The organism is Marinobacterium marisflavi, assembly GCF_982447095.1.
The window spans coordinates 1253103-1276294 of record NZ_OZ457898.1 but is presented as its reverse complement, the minus strand read 5'-3'; the positions used below and the strand labels follow the sequence as shown (position 1 = coordinate 1276294).

At 54.0% G+C, this 23192-nt stretch carries 18 protein-coding genes; 8 read left to right on the top strand and 10 right to left on the bottom strand.

Annotated features, from left to right (window positions below):
* Nucleotides 1–33: 33 nt before the first annotated feature.
* The 5 genes from hrpA to AC1WNR_RS06265 form a co-directional block, all read right to left on the bottom strand.
* On the bottom strand, nucleotides 34–3930 hold the full coding sequence (gene hrpA / locus AC1WNR_RS06285; protein WP_481643669.1) for an ATP-dependent RNA helicase HrpA: 3897 nt from the start codon (nucleotides 3928–3930) through the stop codon (nucleotides 34–36).
* Nucleotides 3931–4017: 87 nt separating this feature from the next.
* Complete coding sequence (locus AC1WNR_RS06280; RefSeq protein ID WP_481643668.1) at nucleotides 4018–5655, bottom strand: class I adenylate-forming enzyme family protein; 1638 nt, start codon at nucleotides 5653–5655, stop codon at nucleotides 4018–4020.
* Nucleotide 5656: 1 nt separating this feature from the next.
* Nucleotides 5657–6451, bottom strand: coding sequence for a class II glutamine amidotransferase (locus AC1WNR_RS06275; protein WP_481643667.1), 795 nt, complete (start codon nucleotides 6449–6451; stop codon nucleotides 5657–5659).
* Nucleotides 6452–6460: 9 nt separating this feature from the next.
* Complete coding sequence (locus tag AC1WNR_RS06270; protein ID WP_481643666.1) at nucleotides 6461–6859, bottom strand: bactofilin family protein; 399 nt, start codon at nucleotides 6857–6859, stop codon at nucleotides 6461–6463.
* A gap of 32 nt (nucleotides 6860–6891) precedes the next feature.
* On the bottom strand, nucleotides 6892–8061 hold the full coding sequence (locus tag AC1WNR_RS06265) for a M23 family metallopeptidase (RefSeq protein ID WP_481643665.1): 1170 nt from the start codon (nucleotides 8059–8061) through the stop codon (nucleotides 6892–6894).
* Nucleotides 8062–8180: 119 nt separating this feature from the next.
* On the opposite strand from AC1WNR_RS06265, the gene AC1WNR_RS06260 reads away from it, so the two are divergent.
* Nucleotides 8181–10580, top strand: coding sequence for a proline dehydrogenase family protein (locus tag AC1WNR_RS06260; protein WP_481643664.1), 2400 nt, complete (start codon nucleotides 8181–8183; stop codon nucleotides 10578–10580).
* A 12-nt stretch (nucleotides 10581–10592) separates the two neighbouring features.
* Here AC1WNR_RS06260 and ppnN read toward each other — a convergent pair whose 3' ends face one another.
* A complete protein-coding gene (ppnN, locus tag AC1WNR_RS06255; protein WP_481643663.1) occupies nucleotides 10593–11960 on the bottom strand; it encodes a nucleotide 5'-monophosphate nucleosidase PpnN in 1368 nt (455 codons plus the stop codon).
* A 205-nt stretch (nucleotides 11961–12165) separates the two neighbouring features.
* Here ppnN and AC1WNR_RS06250 point away from each other — a divergent pair, with 205 nt between their 5' ends.
* Nucleotides 12166–13551 (top strand): PhoH family protein, encoded by a 1386-nt coding sequence (locus AC1WNR_RS06250; RefSeq protein WP_481643662.1) that lies wholly within the window; start codon nucleotides 12166–12168, stop codon nucleotides 13549–13551.
* Between the two features lie 13 nt (nucleotides 13552–13564).
* Here AC1WNR_RS06250 and AC1WNR_RS06245 read toward each other — a convergent pair whose 3' ends face one another.
* The gene (locus AC1WNR_RS06245) at nucleotides 13565–14098 is read right to left on the bottom strand and encodes a pyridoxamine 5'-phosphate oxidase family protein (protein WP_481643661.1); all 534 of its coding nucleotides are present in this window, start codon (nucleotides 14096–14098) and stop codon (nucleotides 13565–13567) included.
* Between the two features lie 262 nt (nucleotides 14099–14360).
* Here AC1WNR_RS06245 and mqo point away from each other — a divergent pair, with 262 nt between their 5' ends.
* The 3 genes from mqo to AC1WNR_RS06230 all read left to right on the top strand — a co-directional run bounded on the left by mqo (nucleotide 14361) and on the right by AC1WNR_RS06230 (nucleotide 18467).
* Nucleotides 14361–15851 (top strand): malate dehydrogenase (quinone), encoded by a 1491-nt coding sequence (mqo, locus tag AC1WNR_RS06240; RefSeq protein ID WP_481643660.1) that lies wholly within the window; start codon nucleotides 14361–14363, stop codon nucleotides 15849–15851.
* A 116-nt stretch (nucleotides 15852–15967) separates the two neighbouring features.
* A complete protein-coding gene (gene yidD / locus AC1WNR_RS06235; RefSeq protein ID WP_481643659.1) occupies nucleotides 15968–16273 on the top strand; it encodes a membrane protein insertion efficiency factor YidD in 306 nt (101 codons plus the stop codon).
* 16 nt (nucleotides 16274–16289) lie between these two features.
* Nucleotides 16290–18467 (top strand): SLC5/6 family protein, encoded by a 2178-nt coding sequence (locus AC1WNR_RS06230; protein ID WP_481643658.1) that lies wholly within the window; start codon nucleotides 16290–16292, stop codon nucleotides 18465–18467.
* Nucleotides 18468–18573: 106 nt separating this feature from the next.
* Here AC1WNR_RS06230 and AC1WNR_RS06225 read toward each other — a convergent pair whose 3' ends face one another.
* Complete coding sequence (locus AC1WNR_RS06225; protein ID WP_481643657.1) at nucleotides 18574–19386, bottom strand: mechanosensitive ion channel family protein; 813 nt, start codon at nucleotides 19384–19386, stop codon at nucleotides 18574–18576.
* A gap of 172 nt (nucleotides 19387–19558) precedes the next feature.
* Here AC1WNR_RS06225 and AC1WNR_RS06220 point away from each other — a divergent pair, with 172 nt between their 5' ends.
* Nucleotides 19559–20128: a TIGR04211 family SH3 domain-containing protein gene (locus AC1WNR_RS06220; protein WP_481643656.1), complete on the top strand. Its 570-nt coding sequence runs from the start codon at nucleotides 19559–19561 to the stop codon at nucleotides 20126–20128.
* A gap of 73 nt (nucleotides 20129–20201) precedes the next feature.
* On the top strand, nucleotides 20202–20351 hold the full coding sequence (locus AC1WNR_RS06215; RefSeq protein WP_481643655.1) for a hypothetical protein: 150 nt from the start codon (nucleotides 20202–20204) through the stop codon (nucleotides 20349–20351).
* Between the two features lie 15 nt (nucleotides 20352–20366).
* On the opposite strand, the gene AC1WNR_RS06210 is transcribed toward AC1WNR_RS06215, so the two are convergent.
* Nucleotides 20367–20750 (bottom strand): hypothetical protein, encoded by a 384-nt coding sequence (locus AC1WNR_RS06210; RefSeq protein WP_481643654.1) that lies wholly within the window; start codon nucleotides 20748–20750, stop codon nucleotides 20367–20369.
* A gap of 132 nt (nucleotides 20751–20882) precedes the next feature.
* Here AC1WNR_RS06210 and AC1WNR_RS06205 point away from each other — a divergent pair, with 132 nt between their 5' ends.
* Nucleotides 20883–21671, top strand: coding sequence for a response regulator (locus tag AC1WNR_RS06205; RefSeq protein ID WP_481643653.1), 789 nt, complete (start codon nucleotides 20883–20885; stop codon nucleotides 21669–21671).
* Here AC1WNR_RS06205 and AC1WNR_RS06200 read toward each other — a convergent pair whose 3' ends face one another.
* Nucleotides 21672–23102, bottom strand: a complete 1431-nt coding sequence (locus AC1WNR_RS06200; protein WP_481643652.1) for a glyceraldehyde-3-phosphate dehydrogenase — start codon at nucleotides 23100–23102, stop codon at nucleotides 21672–21674.
* Nucleotides 23103–23192 lie beyond the last annotated feature (90 nt).

Here is a 23192-nt window from a genome sequence, read left to right as displayed (position 1 = left end):
TTGTGCAATGCAGCTAAGACCTATTATTGGGCATTATTCGGTCACCTCAGTGAACCGCTGCTTAAGACGTTTCTCACTGATCTTAAAACTGGTACCGAGCTCCTGGGCGAAGAGTGAAACACGGTACTCCTCCAGCCACCAGCGTATATCTAACAGCTCAACGCTAACCGCTCCGCGTGTCTCGGCTTTTGCCTTGGCAGACTGCAAGCGCTGTGCCCACTGCCCTAGCTCTTCGCTCCAGAGTACCTGTTGGCGCAGATTGCGCTGATATTTCTCCAAACGCACCTCAATCGCCTGCAGATAACGTGGAACCTGCGCCAACCACTCCGGTGGTGTCTCGGCCAAATAATGCGGATAGATCAGGGCACTGAGCTGCGCCCGTATGTCATTCAGCACCGGCACGGTTTGCAGGTTCACCTTGCCACTCAACTGCTTATTGATACGGTGATAGCTGGCGTGCAGCTCAGTCACAAATTTAACCCGCTCAACAGCGGTGCCGAACAGCTCGGCGCGCACTGTGTCACGTAGCGATTTGAACGCCGCCTCTGACCTTGGCAGTTCTGCTTGAGCAATCAACTGCAGTACCGCCGAGATCATCAGCTGATCCTGAAGCAGACGCTCGTTAAAGACTTTATTGGTGTATAGCACTGCCTGAGCCAGCTTGGGAAGGCGATGACGCACCTGGGTAACGTGCGCCTGCATACTGATCAACATGAGCCTTGCCACACCACGCAGGGTCGCCCGCTCAGCATCCAGCAGATTCATCTCTAGCTTCAGCTCTACCGAGTCACCTGCATCTACCAGTGCAGGATAGGCCTCAACTTCAATACCCCCAGCATGACGGACTACCACCTGCTTATCGAGGTTACCAAAGCTCCAATCCGTTAGACCGGTCTCGCCCCAGTGCTGCTTAGGCGCTCGGTCCAAAGCCTCCTGCGCCGCACCCCCAAACTTCGCTTGTAGCTCTTCCCAATCGCGCCCCTGTCCCAGCAACTTACCGCTGGCATCCAGCACGCGAATATTGGTTTTGTAGAGCGGGTCGAGCTTCACCTCTCGCAGAAGCTGCGCGGGCACACGGCGTCCTGACAGCCGCAGAAGCTGTAGAGAAATCGCCTCACACAGATCGCCTTCGCCAAAACTGAGCTTTTCACTCAGCTCTTTGACGTAATTGGGAATCGGCACAAAGTGTTTGCGCTCCTGTTTAGGCAGACCTCGCAGAATTGCCTCAAGCTTCTCTGCCAGCATTCCGGGTACTAGCCAGTCGAGCTTTTCGGTCTCCAGGCGCGGCAGTAGAGGTAGAGGCACATCGATACTAATGCCGTCATGCTGTTTACCGGGCTCGAAGGCGTACTCAAGCCCCAGCTCCACCCCTTCCAGTTGCACCTGATCCGGATACTGCTCGGCGGAGACGTGCTCAACCGTGCGCTGCATTACATCCTTCTCGGTAAAGAAGAGCAGTTTTTTGTTATCGCGCTCAGCCTGTTTGCGCCAGGCCTCAAAGCCTATGCCGTTGACTACTTCAGCACCATCATTCTCATCTAGACGGTCGGCGTAGAACTGGTACAGACTCTCCTCATCAACAACAATATCACGCCGACGCGACTTATCCTCCAGCGCCTCGACCTGCTCCAGCAGCGCTTGGTTGTGCGCGAAGAAAGGCGCATGGGTGCGGTACTCCCCCTCCACCAACGCGGAGCGGATAAATATTTCGTGCGATACCGGCTTATCGATCGCGCCGTAGTGCACAGTGCGACCGGGCACGATTGTTAGGCCATACAGGCGCACCTGTTCCTGAGCTACCACCTGCGCGCGCTTCTTCTCCCAGTGCGGCTCCAGATAGGTACGCTTCACCAGGTGTTTGGCGATGGGTTCAATCCACTCAGGCTCAATCTTCGCCACCGTATGGGCGTAGAGCGCGCTGGTCTCTAGCAGCTCTGCAGATACCAGCCACTTGGGATTCTTCTTAAACTGGCCCGAACCCGGGAATATCTTAAAGCGCCGGTTACGCGCACCCAGGTACTCATTACGTTCGTGTTTAAAACCGAGGTTACCCAAGAGGCCTGAGATCAGCGATTTATGGATCGACTCGTAACTCGCTTCGCTCTCAAGCTCTTTAAGATCGAGCTGCTTACAGCTGATGTGCAGCTGACGGTGCAGATCGCGCCATTCGCGCATACGCATAAACGACAAGAAGTGCTTCTGACACCATTTGCGTAGCTGCGACTGGCTCAGCTCTTGGCGCTGCTCCTCGTAGGCGTTCCAGATATTTAGCAGAGTAATGAAGTCCGAATGATCATCTTCAAACAGTTTGTGCTGCTGGTCAGCCGCCTGGCGTTTCTCTGCCGGGCGCTCGCGCGGATCTTGAATACTCAGGGCACTGGCAAGAATCACCAACTCTTTGAGTGCGCGCTGACGGTGACCCTCCACCAGCATGCGCGCTACACGGGGATCCACCGGCAGGCGTGCCAGCTGTTTACCTAGCCCGGTGATGTTACGCCGACTATCAACCGCCTGCAGCTCTTCCAGCAGCTTATAACCGTCATTGATGAAGCGTTTATCAGGCGGGTCGATGAACGGGAATTTATGAATATCACCCAAGCGCAGCTGTAGCATCTGCAGGATTACAGCAGCCAAGTTGGTGCGACGGATCTCGGCATCGGTAAATTCAGGCCGTGCTTTGAAATCTTCCTCCGAGTAGAGGCGGATACAGGTGCCGGGGGCAACTCGACCACAGCGACCCGAGCGCTGGTTAGCACTCGCTTGTGACACTGGTTCGATTGGCAGGCGCTGAATCTTTGCACGATAGGAGTAGCGCGACATGCGCACCAAGCCCGGATCGATAACGTAACGAATGCCGGGCACAGTGACTGAGGTCTCGGCCACGTTAGTGGAGAGCACAATTCGTCGACCCGATCGACCAGAATTGCTGAACACTTTGTTCTGCTCTGCCAGTGATAGACGTGCATAGAGTGGCATCACTTCGGTGTGGCGCAGCTGCGCTTTGCGCAGCGCCTCTGCGGTCTCACGAATCTCGCGCTCACCCGGCAGGAAGATCAGAATATCGCCGGGCCCCGAGCCACCTTTAGCACGGTCGATCTCAATCAGCTCATCAACCGCCTTGAGAATCCCCTGCTGCATATCGATTGCTCGTTCGTCCTCATCCTGCTGATCCAGTAAGGGACGATAGAGCATCTCCACCGGGAAGGTGCGTCCCGAGACCTCAATCACGGGCGCATTGTCGAAGTGCTCAGAGAAGCGCTGCAAATCGATAGTGGCTGAGGTGATGATCAGCTTAAGATCAGGGCGTTTTGGCAGGATGCGTTTGATGTAACCAAGCAGGAAGTCGATATTGAGGCTGCGTTCGTGCGCCTCATCGATAATGATCGCCTCATACTTCTCCAGATAGCGGTCATTCTGCGTTTCGGCCAGCAGAATACCGTCGGTCATCAGTTTAACCTGAGTCTCGTCACTAACCTGATCGTGGAAGCGCACCTGATAGCCGACACGCCCGCCCAGCGGCGTCTGTAGCTCCTCTGCGATTCGGTTAGCAACAGTGCGCGCAGCCAGGCGGCGCGGCTGGGTATGACCAATAAGGCCTTTGGTGCCCAATCCCAGTTCCAGACAGAGTTTGGGTAGCTGTGTGGTTTTACCTGAGCCCGTCTCGCCGGCAATCACAATCACCTGATTGTTGCGCAGCGCCTCAAGTATTGCCGGGCGGTGCTCAGAGACAGGGAGATCAGGGTAGTTGATCGGCTGCTGATTTAGCAGTTCAAACGCCTGCACCCGCTCCATCGATGCAAGAATACGATCCTCAACCTTGGCGCGCGCCTCGTCATCGCCCTCCTGCAGGCGTCCAATAGCTTGGCGCAACGGAAAACGGTCGGCGATACGACAGGCATCAAGTTGGTTGTAGAGGGGTTTTAGCGACATGGCTCAGCTATACGGCAAAAATAAGGGGCAGGATTCTACCGTACTCACAGTTTTACGCCCAGTTCAGTTTTAACGGGCTGCTCGTCGTCAGCCGGAGTCTTCGTCAGCTAGAACCTTCGTCAGCGAGGGCTCCGGCAGACTCTCCTGCACTAGGCGAGCACGTTGCAATCGACCCGAGGCGCTGTGGGGTAGCGAGTTTCTAAACTCAACCAGATCCGGCACCTTGTAGCGTGTCAGGCGCTGGCGACAGTATTCACGCACCTGCCGCTGAGTGAGACGCCTATCGTTGGTGACAACAAAGAGCTTTATCCGCTGGGTGCCATCCTCATTGGGCAAGCCCACCACCGCACACTCCAACACACTAGGATGTTTGCTGACGATAGTCTCGACCTCCGAGGGGTAGACCCTGAAACCGGGCACGCGAATCACTTCGGCCTGGCGCTCAATCAACTCGAGCTCGCCATCGGAGTGAAGTCGACCAATATCCGCGGTGCGCAGCCAACCATCAGGGGTAAACGGGAAGAGACCGCGTTCGCTCTGCCCGACGTAGCCCCGCATCACTTGCGCCCCCTGCACTTGTATCTCACCTTTGGCACCGGTGGGAAGCACCTCGCCCGCATCATCAACAATACGAATTTGAGTTTGGTAGAGCGGTTTACCCAAATAACCTGCCACGCCACGCATCTCGATATCGAAGGTGATCACCGGCGACGCCTCGGTTAAACCGTAACCCTGAGCAATAGGCGAGCGGGTAATTTCGCGCCAACGCTGCGCAGCGCGCTCGTTCAGTGTGGCACCGCCGCAGATAGTGTACTGCAGCTCTTTAAAGCTCAGTTGCGGGAACAGCGGATCCTGACAGAGCGCCATGAAGACCGGGCTAATTCCCACAAACACCTCAGGCACAAAGCGATCAAACTGCTCGGCGATCAGCGCGCTGTCACGGATGTTCGTCACCAGCGCTACAGCCCCACCGCGCATCCAGTTGGTTAGCATCAGCATTAGGGGGTACGAAAAATAGAGCGGCAATGAGATCAGCATGCGCTCTTGGCGGCTGGAGCCCGCACGGCTCATGCACTCGCTGAGCTGCATCATATTGGCAACCAGGTTGGCATGCGACAGCATCACCCCTTTGGGAGCGGCCGTAGTACCACTGGTGTACTCAATCAGTGCCAGGTCACTGCTCTGGGTGTTGGGCCAGGCGTGGAAGATCGAACGACCGTACTCCAAGCCCTCCGACAACCACCGCACCGGGTGGTCTCCGACTCGCATCTTAAACGGCCGCATCGCCTGGCCTAACCGGCGCTCCAGGAGGTTGCCAAAATCGAGCCGGCCGCTAAAGATAATTTTCGGCGGTTGTTCAAACGCGTTAAAAAATGCCAGATGCTCCGCCTGTTGAGGTACTGAGATGGTAGCTTTCGCGCCCGTTTCACGAATTACGCGTTCAACCTCCTGGGCACTGGAGTTAGACGACACAAGCACCGGTACCAAACCTGCGCGTATCGCGGCGAAGAGTGTAACTGGCAGATGCAGGTCGTTGGGCAGGCGCACAACAATACGCGAATGCGGTTGCAGGCCCAGCTCACGGCTAAACCAGAGCGCTAGGCTGCGGGAGTACTCATCCAACTGTTCAAAAGTTAACGAATCATCACCACAGACCAGCGCTGTCGCATCGGCTTGGCGCTCGGCCAGCCAACTAACGAAATCGGAGAGGTTGGTGAAGGCCAACCTAACTTACCTCACTGCTTTGCATACGTTGCGACAGCTCACCGTGGCGGAAAACGAGGAGTTCTCCGGTCTGCAGCGCTTGCCACTGCTCGTTATCGGTCAGCGGCTCAGTTGCGATGACAGAGACCACATCATCCGCGTGGGTCTCGCTACAGAAATCCACCACCAATTCGGTATCTTTAAGCTGCGCCTCGCCAAAAGGGGCTTTGCGGGTCAGCCAATGCAGCTTAGTGGTGCAGTAACAGAACAGGTACTCAGATTCACTCAACAGCATATTGAACACACCCAAAGCACGGAGTTTCGCTGCACAAGTCTCGATAAAGTGCATCAGCTTTGCCATATCTGCCGGCCGCTCGGGAAACTCTTTACGAATCTGCCCCATCAACCAACAGAAGGCGTACTCAGAGTCAGTGGTACCGACCGGTTTGTAGAACTCTAGCGGCCAATCGAACAGGGTCTTATCAAGCTGACCATTGTGGGCAAAGGTCCAGGTAAAGCCCCAGAGCTCGCGACTGAACGGGTGGGTATTCTCTAGATTCACACCGCCGACATTTGCCTGACGAATATGACTAATTACTGTGTGGCTCTTGATCGGATAGTTGCAGATCAACTGCGCTATGGGCGAGTCAAAACTGGGATTGGGGTCATGGAAAGCACGCAGCGCATGCCCCTCATAAAAGCCGATACCCCAACCGTCGCGGTGAGGACCTGTGGCACCCCCGCGTTGCATCAGACCGGCAAAACTAAAACAGATATCGGTCGGGACGTTGGCGCTCATACCTAGCAGTTCACACATCGATCTTTCTTAACCATCCTTGAGTGTTATTTGAGTGGGCAGCGAATCCAGCAGGTTATCCAGCGTCACCTCAGGGTCAGCGTCTTGCTGAGCGGACATGGGTTGTTCCAGCAACTCATGCACTTCTTCGATCACAGTCGCTTCCAATCCGGGGTAGATACGCTCCCCTAAAAACTCGGAATGCTCTTCGATCTGGAGCTGTTCGCACGCCACGCGCCCGCGAAATACGCCGCCCTTGAAAACATGCAATCGGTCACACTGCAGCTCACCGTCGAATTGACCGGTTAACAGCACCTCGTGCGCCCGGGCACGCCCTTTGAATACACCACCGCGCCCTACAATAAGACTAGAGTGTGTATCCAGCAGACCATCGAACTCGCCATTGATATGCAGTGAGCCGTCAATCAACAACTCACCTGCAAGGCGCGCGCCCTTGGGTACTATTGTGATGCTGTTGTTGCCATGCGAAGCGGATATTGCTTTCCTAAGGAATCCCACTTGATCTCTCCAACCTGCTCAAACAGCTGCTCGTAGTTATCCAGCGACCAGCTCATAAAGGGCGCCGGGTCCAGTGCCGTCCAGAGCTGTCGTACCTCATAGTGTAGATGAGGCCCGGTAGAACGCCCGGTACTGCCACTCTCAGCGATCTGCTGCCCTTTAACCACATATTCGCCCGGGCGCACCAACAGCTTGTTTAGATGAGCATAGTAGGTCCTAAAACCAAAACTGTGCTGAATGCGGATTATCTTACCGAACCCGCCCTTATTATCGGTACCGGCGGTCTCCACTATACCATCTGCAGTCGCGTAGACCGGTGTCCCCCTCGCCATCTTCAGGTCGACCCCGCGGTGCATCGCCTTCTTCTTGGTCACTGGGTGGATACGTGAGCCAAAGTCGCTATTTACCCGCTCAAATTGTGCTGGCAGCCCATTAGGGATCATATTCAGCAGCAACCTTCGCTCCCGGGCACGCGCTTCGATTAATGCGGCACTGGCGGCTGCATCCAATCCCTGAAGCTGATCGGTAAGACCCAGAGTTGCGCCCAGCTCAGTCAGACTCTGCGTCAGCTCCTCATTCTGGTTCTCCAGCGCAGCACGCGCGCGGGCTAATTCATCAAGTGCCGCGAGCTGCTGATCCATCAACTCGTTATCTTGCAAGCGCGCCTGGGCCAACTCCTTCATCTCAGCCTCGAGCGTCTCACGCTCGCTGGCTATACCTTCCATCTGTGCTTCGAGCGATTCACGATCCTGCGCTAAGGATTCGAGCCGGCCAGTCAGACTATCTAACTCAGACAAGTAGAGCTGCTGGCTACCGAGGGCCTCTTGATACCGTACCTCCAGTGCCTCGCGCTCCACCTCAAGTAGGTTACGTTGCTCCGTTACCTCTTCCAACGTCATATTGAGCTGGTCATATTCAGAACCCAGGGCCAGATGTTCAGACTCCAGAATCTGCAAGTCGTCAGTCGCACGGATAAGGAGGTAGTTGGAAAGCGCAAAGGCGCCACCGGCGACTATCAATAGGATGAGGATAGCGTAGCGTGCAACCTGCCCCAATGTTATCTGGCGAGTACCATGGAGCGTTGTCAGTGTGATTACCAGTTTGCGGCGCACGTTGTTCCAGCCTGCCTGAAGTGCCGAAGAATAGCCCTCTACTATAAAGATTAACTAACCGCCCTGAAAGTTCCGGTCTACACTGAATAGAAATAATCCGGACAGGCCAATCAACGTCGATGCTGCCCTTATCTATCTATCTGTCAGATGAATACTCAGTACTGGATCTGAAGACTCTCTACCGAGCTATTGAGCACTATCTGTATATGCCGGATCCTGAGCTCGAAGAGGCGTTAGGGGCCTTCCTTATTTACCCGCTCGAGCCCCAAAGCTCCGAACTGCCCTCGCTCGCAGAGCTTGAGATGTACGAGCCAATCGATCACGCAGAGGCCAATCGAAACTTTAACCGTTATCTGACTGAGGCAAGTGATACCTCTCCACTCTTTATATACCCACAGCATCTGCATCCGCGATTTAACGCGTTGATATACCCTCGCATCGAGAAGGACCTGCTCAAGCGTCTGATGCCACTGATCCCGGATGAGAGCGATGACCCCGTCTATCTGGCACCGATTGATGAGGAGCGCCTATCGGTTGAACTACAACTGCTCGTGCAGCTTATCCAGTCCGGCGCCTATCGCGATCGAATCGGGATCTGCATCAGTTGTGCGTCAAAGCGCGCGATTCCCACTCTGGGTTGGTTACAGAAGCTGGCCCAGAGCGAAGGGATCCTGATTCCGATCTGTCTGTTGCGTGGAGACAATTTAGAGCAACAGAGCCGCAGCGCACTCATTGAAGCACTGCCGGACTATCCGATTCTGCGCTCCCGCGCACTTATCGATGCCCAATACCGTTTCGCTTTCGAACTTTTAGCCAGTGAATCCGGCTCTGAGCTAAAGCCGATGTTAATCGACCCTCCCGCCGATCTGCTCGGACGGGCTCAAGCAAACCAGTGGCCCTGTTTCTGCGCACCACACTGGAGTGCAATCGATCCGCAGCTGGACAACCTACCTACGCCACCGGAGCTCTTCGCAGACGAACGCCAGCGCGCTGAGGGTTTTATGCTGAGCCAGCCCGGCTTGGCCGATGCAATAGCGACTCAGGTCGAAACACTATGCACTGATGATCGACCTGTTCAGCCAGTCATCAATGGCACCCTGCGCAAGAGCAGTGAGATTGTTGATATCTGCGCGACCCAGGATGTGAATCAAATTATAGGTCAGCGCATGATCCCCAGCGAAGATCAAGTGCGCGAGGCCCTTGCCGTGGTTGAGGAGGCACAGACAGCTTGGGATCTGCTGAGTGTGGAGGAGCGCAGTCGACGGTTAATGGAGTTCGCTCGCCTGGTTAATGAGAAGCGCTTGGAGATCGCGACACTGCTCGCCTATGAGACCGGCAAACCCATCAAACATGCGCTGGGTGAAGTGCGCGATGCAATAGACCTCGCCTATTACTACTGCAGCGCTGCCAAGGAACAACTAGCCGACCGACCGCTGTTTGAAGATCAGTTCTCACAACATCAGCTCGAGCTGCACGGTCGCGGAGTGATACTCGCGATCCCAAGCAGCGAAACCCCTGTCGCAGAGCTGGTTGGCTCGGGCACCGCGGCGCTGCTTGCGGGTAATGGGCTGGTCGTCAAGCCGGCTGAAAACGCCTCAATGACCTCGATGCGACTGTTTGAGCTCCTGCTACAGGCTTTGGTTCCGACAGCGTTGGTTGCTTTTTTACCCGGAGGTCTGCGTGAGATCGGAAACTGGTTGCTAGAGGACTACCGCGTCAACGGCGTGATCTACACTGGGCTGGGGGTCAAGGGCTCAGAGATCAGTGCACAACTGGCTAACCGACCCGGCGCCCAGCTGATCCCTGTAGCCGTTAACTCCGAAGGTCAGTCACTGGTAATGATCGATCGTGATCAGGAGATCCACGCCAACCTGCCACGCCTGCTACACGAGTCCTTCAGCGCATCGAGCCAGTACCCTCTCTGCTCACATGTTGTCTACCTCGAGGAGGAGATTGCTGAGGAGTACGAGAGAGCCATCATCAATGCGGTGTCACTGATACAGCTGGGTTCACCGCTGAGTCTGCAGACAGACCTTGGCCCGGTAAGCAGTATCTATCGGATGAACGCCCTGCATGATTTGATCGAGCGACTGCGGGTTAAAGGTCGGATCTTAGCTGAGCAGCCCACTCAGGAGCAGAACGAACAGGGTCTCTATGTCTCGCCAACTGTTATTCGACTTTACACACTCGATGAGCTGCAGGAGGTGATTCCGGGCCCGCTACTCTATCTGATCCGCTTCAGTCGAGACGATATCGACCGCGTCATCAACGAGATCAATCGTACGGGCTACGGGTTGAGTCTGAGCTTGTTTAGTGACAACCCAGTATTGAGGCACAAAATTGAGCGTCAGGTGCGCGTCGGCAATCTCAACTTCAATCACCCTGAACCACGCGCCAGTGGCGGCGCACTGCCCATGGGGGGCACAGGCCCATCGGGCACTGGGCCGCAGATCGGTGGCCCCCACTATCTACGCCACTTCACCAGCGAACGCACCGTCGTAACCTACAGGCGCTCTTAAGGTACGCAAGGTCTAACAGGCCAGTTCGAAACAGGGAACGTACGAGCTGTAGTCGATCTTCATTCGGCGCTGTTCGATAAAGGCTTTGAGTAGCTTATCCAACGCCTGCATGATCTCTTTATCACCGTCCAACTGGAACGGGCCAAACTGCTCAATTGCCCGAACACCGGGTTCTTTCACGTTGCCAGCGACTATGCCTGACAGTGCTCGGCGCAGCTCTGAGGCCAGCAGGTAATCAGGCTGATCTTTATGAAGATTCAGCCCCGCCATGTTGGCGTGAGTCGGGTCAAATGGATGTTGTACCTCATCCGGGATAAACAACTCCCAGTTGTAGTGGTAGGCAGTCCCAGCCGCCTTGCGATGTTCGGTGACTGCATCCAGTCCCTGCTTCATCAGTTTGGAGACGCGCGCTGGATCATTAACGACCACTTCGTACATCGAACGTGCTCTCTCGCCCAAAGTGGCAGCAATAAATTCATCGATCTGTTCAAAGTAGGCTTCGCTCCCCTCTGGACCGGTAAAGATAAACGGATAGGGAATATCCCGGTTCTCTTCTCGCAGCAGAATCGAAAGCATGTAGAGAATCTCTTCAGCTGTACCCGCGCCGCCGGGGAATACGATGATGCCGTGGCCCAAGCGCACAAAGGCCTCCAGGCGCTTCTCGATATCTGGCATGATAATCAGCTCAGACACAATCGGGTTGGGGGACTCCGCCGCAATGATCCCAGGTTCCGTGATGCCAATGTAGCGCGCATCTTTAACACGCTGCTTTGCGTGAGAGATCATCGCCCCTTTCATCGGGCCTTTCATCGCGCCAGGGCCGCAGCCAGTACAGATGTTCAGGCCTCTAAGGCCCAACTCGTAACCCACACTCTTGGTGTAGTCATACTCAAACTCACCAATAGAGTGGCCACCCCAGCAGACAACAATATTAGGATGCACATGCGGCGCCAGCGCATCGGCGTGACGCAGAATATGGAACACCAAGTTGGTGAGCTGAGCACTTTGAGCCAGCCCCTGCCCCACCTCATCGAGCTCATCAACCACATAGATCAGGTCACGCAGGACTGAAAAGAGGTGCTCGCGGATACCCTGAATAATCTCACCGTCAACGAAAGCACGCGCCGGTGCGTTCTCCAGCTCTAGCTGGACGCCCTGGTGTTTGAGCGAGATGTGGACGTCGAAATCTTTGAATAGCTCGAGGACTTCACGCGTACTATCCATATCACTGCCGGTATTTAGGACCGCGAGTGCACACTGACGAAATAGCGGATAAACCCCAGAATCGCTGCGATCCTGCAGGCGTTCAACCTCATGCGGCGAGAGCATATCCAGACTTTCCAGCGGCTTGACGCTGGCGTTTACAAAAGCTTCATTCATGTATCTCTCCTTCGGCTCAAAAAAGCCCTCGATACGAAGCTGCGCTTCTCTATAACTATGACTCAAGCGCACTATTTAGCAAGTTATTTAGGCCGCAGTTAAGCCCATCAAAATTACATTAAGATGACATTTGTAAAAGTCGCTGCATTGGATTAGGTTGTAAGTGACGGAACACTCCTAGCCTACCGCCGATAAGGAACTGCTGATGGCTGCAACCAAGCTGTATATCCTCGATACCAACGTACTTCTCCATGACCCCAAGTGCCTTTTTGAGTTTAAAGAGCAAGACATTTGCATCCCAATGACCGTGCTCGAGGAGCTCGACGACATAAAAGACCGAAAGAAAAGTGTTGCCGGCGAAGCGCGCGCTGCGATTCGCCAAATCGATCGCATTATCTCAGCAGCCACCAAGCCCGAGCAGATCAAAAAGGGGGTACAGATCAGCTTTGAAGGTCAACCGTCCGACAAGCATGGCCAATTAAGTATCTTCCCAGACCACGAGCTTGGCGCGCGCCAAGGGTTTTTGCCGAGTGATCACAATAAAGATAACCGCATTATCAATTGCGCTTTGCACCTGCAGTCGACGCTAGCACAGCGCGAAGTGATACTGGTTACGAAAGATATCAACATGCGCTTGAAGGCCCTGGGTGCAGGGCTTGAGCGTTGTGAGGATTACCGCACCGATCAGTTGGTTTCGGATATTGATCTACTTCCCGCCGGACATAAGCATCTCGACCACCCCTTCTGGGAGGATGTAGAGAACGTCGAGAGCATCAACAAAGAGGGACACACCTACCACAAGGTCGCCCGCTCTGTGCTGCCGGACACTTACCCTAACGAGTATATCTACGACGACACCAAAGACTTTGCCGCACGTACTTCGATTGTCGATGGTGAGAACGTCATTCTTGAAGATCTCGGCTACGATCACCTGATGAATCAGAGCTGCTGGGGGATCTCGCCGATCAACATCCAGCAAGCGTTCGCGATGCAGGCAATGCTTGATGAGGAGATCGATCTGGCCGTACTCCTCGGTGCTGCAGGTTCGGGTAAAACCTTGATCGCACTAGCTTGTGCCCTAGAGCTCGTTATCGAAGAGCAGCGCTATAACAAGATTATTGTGACCCGTTCCACGCCACCCGTCGCTGAGGATATCGGCTTCCTGCCCGGCACCGAGGAGGAGAAGATGACCCCTTGGTTGAGCGCTATTCAGGACAACCTAGAAGCGATGCACGAACAGGATGAGCGCCCACAGAGCAGTGTGAAGTATGCGATCGAGAAGGCGAATATTCAGTTTAAATCACTCAACTTCATTCGTGGACGTTCAATTCAGAACGCAATTGTACTGATCGATGAGTCACAGAACCTAACCCCACAGCAGCTCAAAACGATTCTGACCCGCTGTGGTAAGAATACTAAGATGGTCTGCCTCGGTAACTTGGCACAGATAGATTCAAACTACCTGACAGCGACCACTTCGGGTCTGACCTACATTGTGGAGCGCTTCCGCGACTACGAGGGTGCGGCGAGCATCCACTTCGAGGGTATCTTCCGCTCACCTCTGGCCGAATACGCCGAAGAGCACCTCTAATCGCTGTATACGCCTAAGGAACCAGCGCCTGTATCCCATCCGGGGTCAGGCGTTGGCGTCTGTGCCCTTCGCGTCGCAACTCGAGCCAATCAATTTCGGTCAGATGAAACCTCAAAATCGCTAACTGGGGGCCGACGTGAGCGACAGAATTAACGTCCAAGATTTCACCAGGTGCTTGCGGCGTCAGATAGTCTTGAGCGGCGTGAGTATCCTTGATTCTCTCCCAAAGCTGATCAGTCTCTACACCGTGGGCGATCACCTCAGTCGTTGCTTCACAGCGCAACTGCCAGCGTTTCTCGCGATCCCACAACAGTAGCTGCGCCCGAGGCTGACGCCTAAGCTGATCCACCTTCGGTGAGCGCTTGTCAGTGTATACAGTTAGCGACCAAGCGTCGGCCTCGCGCAGTATCACCGAGCGCGCTTGAGGCAGCCCTTCGCAATCGATCGTCGCAAGTGTGATCACTCGAGCTGAATTGGATGAATCCGCTGCGATATCAGCAAGATACCCCCAGAGAAAGTCAGGTTTAGCGATCGAAAAAGGATCCATCAGCGCCCCGAACGAACTATACATTGGTGTAAGAGATCAACTTTATTACAGCTGTAACCTCAACAAATACGGGCGTTAGATTCTTTCAGACTTGGTTAATAACAAATATCAATAATAAGTCGACTTATACTCAATGCTGCGGCGCAATATAATGCGCCAAAATTCGCAAACCCGCGAAGAGTGGTTTAGCCGAGCGTGCATCAAAAGTGTACCGCCACACTAAGCCAGCTCACTTGTGTAACTGCAAAGGGGTACAACAGGTATGAATGAGCGTGAAGTAGACGTCCTGCTAGTGGGCGCCGGTGCCATGAGCACTACGCTAGGTGTAATGCTGCAGGAGTTAGATCCTGAGCTGAAAGTTGCTATGGTAGAACGCCTTGATCATGTTGCCTATGAGAGCACGGACGGTCTCAACAATGCTGGCACAGGCCACGCAGCCTACTGTGAGCTGAACTACACACCCAAACAAGCCGATGGCAGCGTAAACTGCGATAAAGCCTACGCGATCAACGCGTCGTTCGAAGTGAGCCTGCAGTTCTGGTCATATCTGGTTAACAAGGGCGCTCTGCCCTACCCGAGCAAATTCATTAACCCGACGCCGCACTGCTCGTTTGTTTGGGGTCAGGAGAACGTCGAATTCTTGCGTACGCGCCACGCTGCACTCTCGGCACATCATCAGTTTGCCGACATGGAGTTCAGCGACGATCCTGAGGTGATTGAGCAGTGGATGCCGCTGATCATGCAGAACCGTCCAGCCGGCGAACCAATTGCAGCGACACGTGTACGTTACGGCTCGGACGTCAACTTCGGGGAACTAGCGCGTTACCTGGTTAACTACCTTGAGCTTAAACAGAACTTCGAACTGATGCTCGGTCGCTACGTAACCGATCTGAAACAGAACGCCGACAAAACCTGGACTGTTGGCCTCAAGCACAGCTCTAAACCCGAAACCGAGAAAGTGCGTGCCAAGTTCGTCTTCTTAGGCGCAGGTGGCGGTGCACTGCCACTGCTGCAGAAGTCTGGCATTCCTGAGGGCAACGGCTATGGCGGCTTCCCTGTCAGCGGCCAGTGGCTGATTTGTAAGAATGACGATGTAATTGAGAAACATGCAGCCAAGGTCTACGGTATGGCTCCGATCGGTGCACCACCGATGTCGGTTCCTCACTTGGACACACGTGTGATCAACGGCAAGAAAGCGCTGCTGTTTGGACCTTTCGCCGGCTTCACAACCAAGTTTTTGAAAAAAGGTTCATTGATGGACCTGCCGATGTCGATCAGTGCCGATAACTTCCTACCGATGATGTCAGTCGCGAAGAACAACTTCGACCTCACCAAATACCTCGTCTCTGAAGTGATGCAGACGCATACCTCACGGGTTGAGGCGCTGCGCACTTTCTTCCCCGACGCGAAAGAGGAGGACTGGGAGCTCTCATTCGCCGGCCAGCGCGTGCAAATTATCAAGCCCGGTGTAGATACCAAGGGTAAACTCGAGTTCGGTACCGAGGTGATCTCATCTCAGGACGGTTCTCTAGCCGCTTTGCTTGGTGCTTCTCCGGGTGCATCGACGGCAGCTGGAACGATGATCTCGATCATCGAGCGCTGTTTTGCAGAGCGTCTGGACCAGGGTTGGGGCGAGCGCCTCAAAGAGATGGTGCCATCCTACGGTGAATCTCTGACTGAGAACGCTGAACTGCTCAATTCCATCCGGCAGAACACCTTGTCGACACTGCGACTGGATTCAGCGGCTAACTAAGCCGCTGTATCTGCTGTCCAAATCCACCACCTCTGCGTTGGCTGCTCTCGTTGGCAACTCTCGTTGGCATTTGGGGTCCCTACCGCTAATATACGAGCCAACGCGGAGATCCTCTTTTGAAGCAGCTACTGAGCGCATTCCTAATCTTACTGGTACGTGGTTATCAGCTCTTTCTTAGCCCAATCATGGGCCAGAACTGCCGTTTTTATCCAACCTGCTCTAGCTATACTATGGAAGCGATAGAACTCTATGGCCCATTCAAAGGGCTATGGCTAGGAATCAAACGGATCAGCCGCTGCCATCCTGGCTCGGATGGGGGCATTGACCCGGTACCGGGCACCGAAGAACAGTACCGGCTTGAAGAGCCCAGCTGTGAAGAGCCCTGCTGTGATGAACGCAAAAAGTCTCGCGACGATGCTTGAATAAGGACGCCGACCAATGTTCTCAACCCTAACACTGTCGATCATCACACTTAGCTACCTCGGGCTGCTCTTTGTTTTGGCGGTCTATGTGGAGAAGCGCGCACGCGTGCGTGGCGGTTTTACCAATTCGCCCTGGGTATATGCACTGTCGCTGGCAGTCTTCTTCACCAGTTGGACCTTTTACGGCAGTGTCGGCTTTGCGATTAATAACGGCCTACAGTTTTTCGCAATCTACGTCGGTGCAATAGCCGGCTTAATCTTCGGTGCCAAAGCGCTTAAGCGGATGATTCTGGCAAAACAGAACCTGCGCCTCACCTCAGTAGCGGATCTGATATCTACGCGCTACCGTCGTTCTCAGCGGATCGCCGCACTGGTAACTCTGGCCTGTTTGATCGGCTTAATGCCCTATATTGTGCTGCAGTTGCGTGCCATTGGCAGTGCTGTTGATCTACTCACGCCTAGCACCGAAACCATTGGTTGGAGCCTTGATGGCGTATTGATCACACTTATGATGGCGCTGATCACTATCATCTTTGGGGTACGCCGCTTGGATCCGACCGAGCGCCACGAGGGGATCATCGCAGTTCTGGTTGCCGAGTGCCTAGTTAAGCTCTTTGCGCTGCTCGCACTCGGTGCCTATGTCACCTACGGGGTGTTTGATGGCTTCAGCGATATACTGCGTCAACTCGACCAAGCCGGACTGCAGCAGGTCTACTCCTTTGGCTCGGAGGGTGCCGGCTACAGTTGGGTAGCGCTGATCCTACTTGGCGCCGCTGCCATTGTGTTACTGCCGCGTCAGTTCCACGTCACTGTAGTCGAAAATTCCAACCCGGAACATCTAAGCACGGCGGTCGGCCTTTTCCCCTTCTATACGATTCTGATCAATCTGTTTGTTATCCCACTCGCTGGCGCCGGCCTGTTGCTCGGATTACCGGCCGAACAGGGAGATCAATTTGTGCTGCTGATACCGCAGTTACTTAACTCACCCGCGCTTACTCTCATCGCCTATATCGGCGGTTTTGCGGCAGCCACCGGCATGATCATTGTCACCACACTGACATTGGCCACAATGGCATCCAACCACCTGGTGATACCTATCTGGCGCCGCTTGCGACCCGGTACTAACCTCGCCAGCTCACTGCTAGAGATTCGCTGGGCGCTAGTCGTACTGATACTGATGCTCTCTTACGGTTTCGCCGCTAGCCTGCATGCGAGCTATATTCTAGTCGCGCTTGGCCTAATCTCTTTTGCCGCTATCCTGCAACTCGTACCTGCCGGATTGGTAGGGCTGTTTTGGCGTGGAGGCAACTCGCTCGGCGCAGCCCTAGGGTTGCTCGTGGGCTACGGTCTTTGGGCATTCACTTTAGTAATACCCGCGATGGTGCGTGAGGGCTGGATTGATGCCTCGCTGATGACCGACGGCCTGTTTGGCCAGTTCTGGCTACGTCCCGAAGCCCTGTTTGGTTATGAAGGCCTACCGTCGTTGGCGCACTCAGTATTCTGGTCATTGGGCTTTAATCTTCTCTTCTACATTGTCGGTAGCCTCGCTTACCGTCCCCACAAGATGGAGCGCAGCCTACGAGTCGAACTTTTCGATACGATGGAGAAAGGTGAGTCTACTGTGTTCCGCCACGCCAGACCGACGGGCCTGGAGTCCTACATCCTGCGCGAACCGAAGATGGTTGAGGTTGAGCAACTACTCAAACGCTACCTAACCGGCGATAAAGCAGATCTCATGTTGCAGAGCGTCTGTGAGGACCTACAACTGGGTAGCAAGTCGACCCTAACTATTATCGAGCTAATGGAGCTTCACCGCATGATCGAGCAGCGCCTAGCGGGTTCTATAGGCGCGGCCTCGGCCCACTCGGCGATTGAAGAGGCGATTGACTACTCTGAGCGTGAAGCAGCTGATCTGCGCTCGCTCTTCAGCCACCTCGCAAGCGAACTTAACGCCTCAGTTATCGAGAACGATTCAGACGGCGAAGGGATTGATATGCTAGCCCGCCTGCAGGAGTCCAACGAAGAGCAGACGCAGAAGCTCAAGAGCCTTCAGCGTCGCGTGGAACAGCTTGAGGAGACAGTGGACCGTCAGTACAAAGAGATCTTCGATTACCGAGTGACGGCCCAGCGTCTGCAGGTAGAGCGCGAGGATCTGATCAAGAAGCTGGACCGGCGCGGCAAGCCCACGGAGTAACGCCACAACATCAGTAGGAACGATGTAGCGCGTAGCGCTATTTCGCGATAACCATCAGGGGGACAAATCGGGAAATAGCGCTGCGCGCTTTCTCCCTCATACAGAATTACTCTGCGTCGCGTTTCACGTGCACATCCATCTGGGGATAGGGAATTGAGATACCCTCTTCATCAAAGCGCAGCTTCACTTTCTCGGTGATATCCCAGAAGGTAGGCCAGTAGTCTGAAGTGTTCACCCAGGGGCGCACGATAAAGTTAACGCTGCTGTCTGCTAGAGCACCCACCGCAACTACCGGTTCTGGCTCAGGCAATACTCGCGGATCTGCCTTTACGATCTCCATCAGAATAGCTTTCGCTTTGCGCAGATCATCATCGTAGCTAATGCCAAACACCATATCGACACGCCGTGTAGGGCGACGGTTATAGTTGGTAATAGTATCTGAGTAGATCGCTCCATTTGGCACTATCACTTCACGGTTATCTCCGGTACGCATTACCGTACTAAAAATCGTGATACTTTCAGCAATGCCTGATACACCGGCAACTTCAACAAAGTCTCCCTCTTTGAATGGACGGAAGAAGATCAGTAGCACACCCGCGGCGAAGTTTTTCAGTGAATCTTGTAGCGCAAGACCGATAGCAAGACCTGCAGCGCCCACCAAGGCGATCAGCGAAGTAGTATCAACACCCAGTTGTCCGAGCGAGGCAACTACGACCACCAGTGTCAGAAGTACAGACACTATCGACAGAATAAAGCGCACCAACATCTGATCGAGCTTGGTGCGCTCGAGCACTCTCTTCAGCACCTTGCCCAGCAGACCGCTTATCCAACGACCGGCAATAAATATGACGAGCGCCAGGCCAAAGTTGATCCCCCAGGGCACCACGTAAGTCTCTAGTAACACATCTAGTTCAGGCATGGTTCGTTTCTATCTCCAGTCGGGCTAAAATAGTCTGTCTTATCTGCATGCGGCAAATGTTGTTAAGGTTTGACTCATACGTCGCAGTATAGTTTAGTCAACAACTGTTTGGTCACTCAAAGTTTCGATTATTGTTGTTTGATTTGCTTGGTTAATTTTTTCTGGGTTGTTTATGTTAAAACGTCTTATCTCCTCTTCTGCCCTCGCCTTCGCCCTGTTTGTAGCTCCCGTTCAGGCTGCTTTCATCGCTGATGATGTACAACTGTTTATGCACTCAGGACCCAGTTACGAGTACCGTATCAGTGGGCGTGTACGCAGCGGTGAAGCGGTGGAGATCCTCGAAACCTCAGGAGACTACACCAAGATCCGACTCGAGAGTGAACGCGAGGGCTGGGTCCCAAGTCGCTACGTTGCAGAGGGCCGCAGCGCGCTGGAGCAGCTTCCGGTGCTGCAGCAAACGCTTTCAGAGCGCGAAGCGCAGGTAAAACAGCAGGCTGACGAGATCCAAATTTTGCGCGCACGCGTTACAACACTAGAGAGCGAAAATGGTGACTTCACCGAACAGGTCGTGAAGCGTGATACCCAAATTAGAGATCTGCAATTTGAACTGCAGAACATGGATCAGTCCAATCTGATGCGTTGGCTCACTCATGGCGGCATCATCGCCCTAGCCGGTGTCATTATTGGTTTGATCATTCCAAACCTGCCGAAACGCCGAAAGCCACGTGATGAGTGGTTCTAACGCGACTGCAGATGTTGGTCTAAGCTAGGGATAAAGAGTTAGGTATAAGGAGAAGTATCCAATGGAGGCGATTATGTCTTTGTTACTGGTTACAGCAGCTCTGGCTGCAGTTGTTTGGGTTGGTCTGAAAAGTCTGAAGGCAAACTCTGAAAAAGCGGCACTGCAACCTATTCGCATTGAGGATGAGCAACGTCAACGTCAGTTGCGTCAGCGCCGGCGATAAACCTAGCACTCAAAGTTAGAACAGCGATCCTGTCATCGAGTCCTCTTCGGGATCGCTTGGGCTAGGTTGTACAACTGCCTCTGCTTCCAGAACCCTGATCCCGGCATCTTGGAGCTGCGGATCCGCCTCTTGTAGAGCGCCTTCACCGGTCTGTACTTCCAACTCAGCGCCGTCCACAGGCTCTGAACTGACTCCTCCATCTACCATCGCCTCAGTCACTGGTACGGGTGTAAATTCGGCAAAACCACCTTCAAGGGTCCACTCCGAGTGCCCCTGCTCCACACGTACAACGCCTTTGAAGCGTTGCTGTAGATACGGTACCACATCCTCCATTGTGTCGATGTCACAGAGAATAACGCCGCCGCGCCCATCATCAGTCGTAAAGAGGTAGGACTTCACTCAATTGCCTTCTTAAGAAAACTGGTTCTGAGCGCCAAGTTTAAAGCAACTCCCCCACCTCAGCCAGTCTCTGGATTCGGTGCTAGACTGAAAGGGTTAATAAGAACCGCTTCTCCAGCTCAGGATCTTCAGATGAATGTTAGTGACCTTCTAGCGATCGTAATCGAGCCCTCAAATATGCAGCGTAAACTGATTGTTGCCGCATTAGAGCGCCAAGGCGTAAACGATATTGAGGAGTTTGATGCGGCTCTTCCAGCGCTCGAGCGTATGAAAACCGTCATGCCTGATCTGGTGCTCTCGTCGATGCATCTAAGTGATATGACTGGCTCGGAACTGCTACACGAGATGCGCGAGACAGAGCGTCTGGCCGAGGTGACTTTCCTGCTGGTCTCATCCGAGACTCATTACCGCTATCTAGAACCAATTCGTCAGTCCGGCTCTATTGCAATTCTGCCAAAACCCTTCAAAGAGGAGGACTTGGCACGCGCTCTCGCCAGCACCCTCGCCTACCTTGATGCTCAGCATGAGGAGGGAGATGAGGAGTTTGAATTCCTGCGCGTTCTAATTGTTGATGACAGCCGAATGTCGCGCCGCTATGTGCACCAAATACTCACTTCCATCGGCATCAACGAGGTCGCTGAGGCAGAGAACGGAGCAGAGGCCCTGCAGTTGCTCAACGATCGAGAGTTTGACCTGATCATCTCGGACTACAACATGCCCGAGGTGGACGGTCGTGAGTTAGTGGAGCATATACGCCAGGACTCAACCCAGGCGACTCTGCCGATTTTGATGATTACGTCGGAGCAGAATGAGGCAAACTTGGCGGCTATTCAGAATGCTGGGGTCTCGGCACTCTGTAATAAGCCCCTCGCGTTTGAGGGGCTCAGAGGTTTGATCCGCAATCTTATTGCGGAGCATTGATTAGCCTTCGATTGGGAACGCTGGCAGTGTACAACCGCTGATCTGACGCGCGAGACGCAGCACCTGACAGCTGTAACCAAATTCATTGTCATACCATACGTAGAGCACGCAGCTCTTACCGCTCGAGATGGTTGCCAACGCATCCACAACCCCTGCAGAGCGCGAACCGACAAAGTCCGTTGATACCGCTTCAGGCGAATTAGAGTACCCCACCTGCTTCTGCAACTTAGAGTGCACCGCTACGTTGCGCAGGTAGTCATTGAGTGACTCACGATCCGACTCTTTCCCGAGGTTGAGATTCAGAATCGCCATTGAAACATTCGGTGTCGGAACGCGAATCGCATTACCTGTAAGTTTACCTTCAAGCTGTGGCAACGCTTTAGAGACAGCTTTAGCGGCGCCCGTTTCGGTGATCACCATGTTCAGCGCAGCAGCGCGGCCACGGCGATCACCTTTGTGGTAGTTGTCGATCAGGTTCTGATCGTTAGTGTAAGAGTGTACCGTCTCGACGTGACCATTCACGACGCCATACTCGTCATCCATCGCCTTAAGCACAGGAGTGATGGCGTTGGTTGTACAAGAAGCTGCTGACAAAATTGTGTCTTCAGCGGTGATATCGGACTGGTTTACACCCATTACGATGTTCTTCACGCCCTTACCTGGCGCGGTAAGGATCACGCGTGATGCCCCTTTGGATTGTAGGTGGCGAGACAGCGCCTCTTTGTCACGGAACATGCCGGTATTATCGATCACCAGCGCATTGTTGATACCGTAGGCGGTGTAATCCACCTCTTCAGGTGCGCTCGCGAAAATTACCTTAATCAGGTTGCCGTTAACGATCAGCGCTTCGTTGGCTGCATCAACCTGAATGGTGCCGTTGAATGAACCATGCACTGAGTCACGGCGCAACAAGCTGGCGCGTTTCTCTAGGTCGTTCTCCGCCTTCCCTTTGCGTACCACAATAGCGCGTAGTTTGAGGGAGTGATCTGCACCCGAGCGGTTGATCATCAGACGCGCTAGCAGGCGACCGATGCGACCGAAACCGTAGAGCACAACATCCTGGCCATCGTTCTCGTCGCTTTCCATTGCTGGAGCAAGCTCTTTAGCTAAGTAGGCACCGAGATCACCACCGCCCTGTTTACGGAAGTTAACTGCAAGCTTGCCCAGATCCACATGGGCGTTGCTGACACCCATCTGTGCGACGCGTTCAAGTACCGGAAAAGTATCAACGACAGAGAGCTCTTCACCCTCGATCTGACGTACATAGCGATGTGATTTGAGCAGATTGATTACTGAATTCTTTACACAGAGACGACCAAAGATAGAGGTCTCTACATTAGATTCGCGGTAGAGGCGTCCGATCAATGGGATCATCGCCTCAGCAATTGATTCACGGGCATTCCACTCTGCTAGCATCAGTTCTTGAGTCACGTCAGGCTCCAAATACAAGTCTATGTTGGTTGGGTTTAGAGGCAGATTGCCACAGCCTTGACAACTCCGGCCACAACCCTCACAAACACC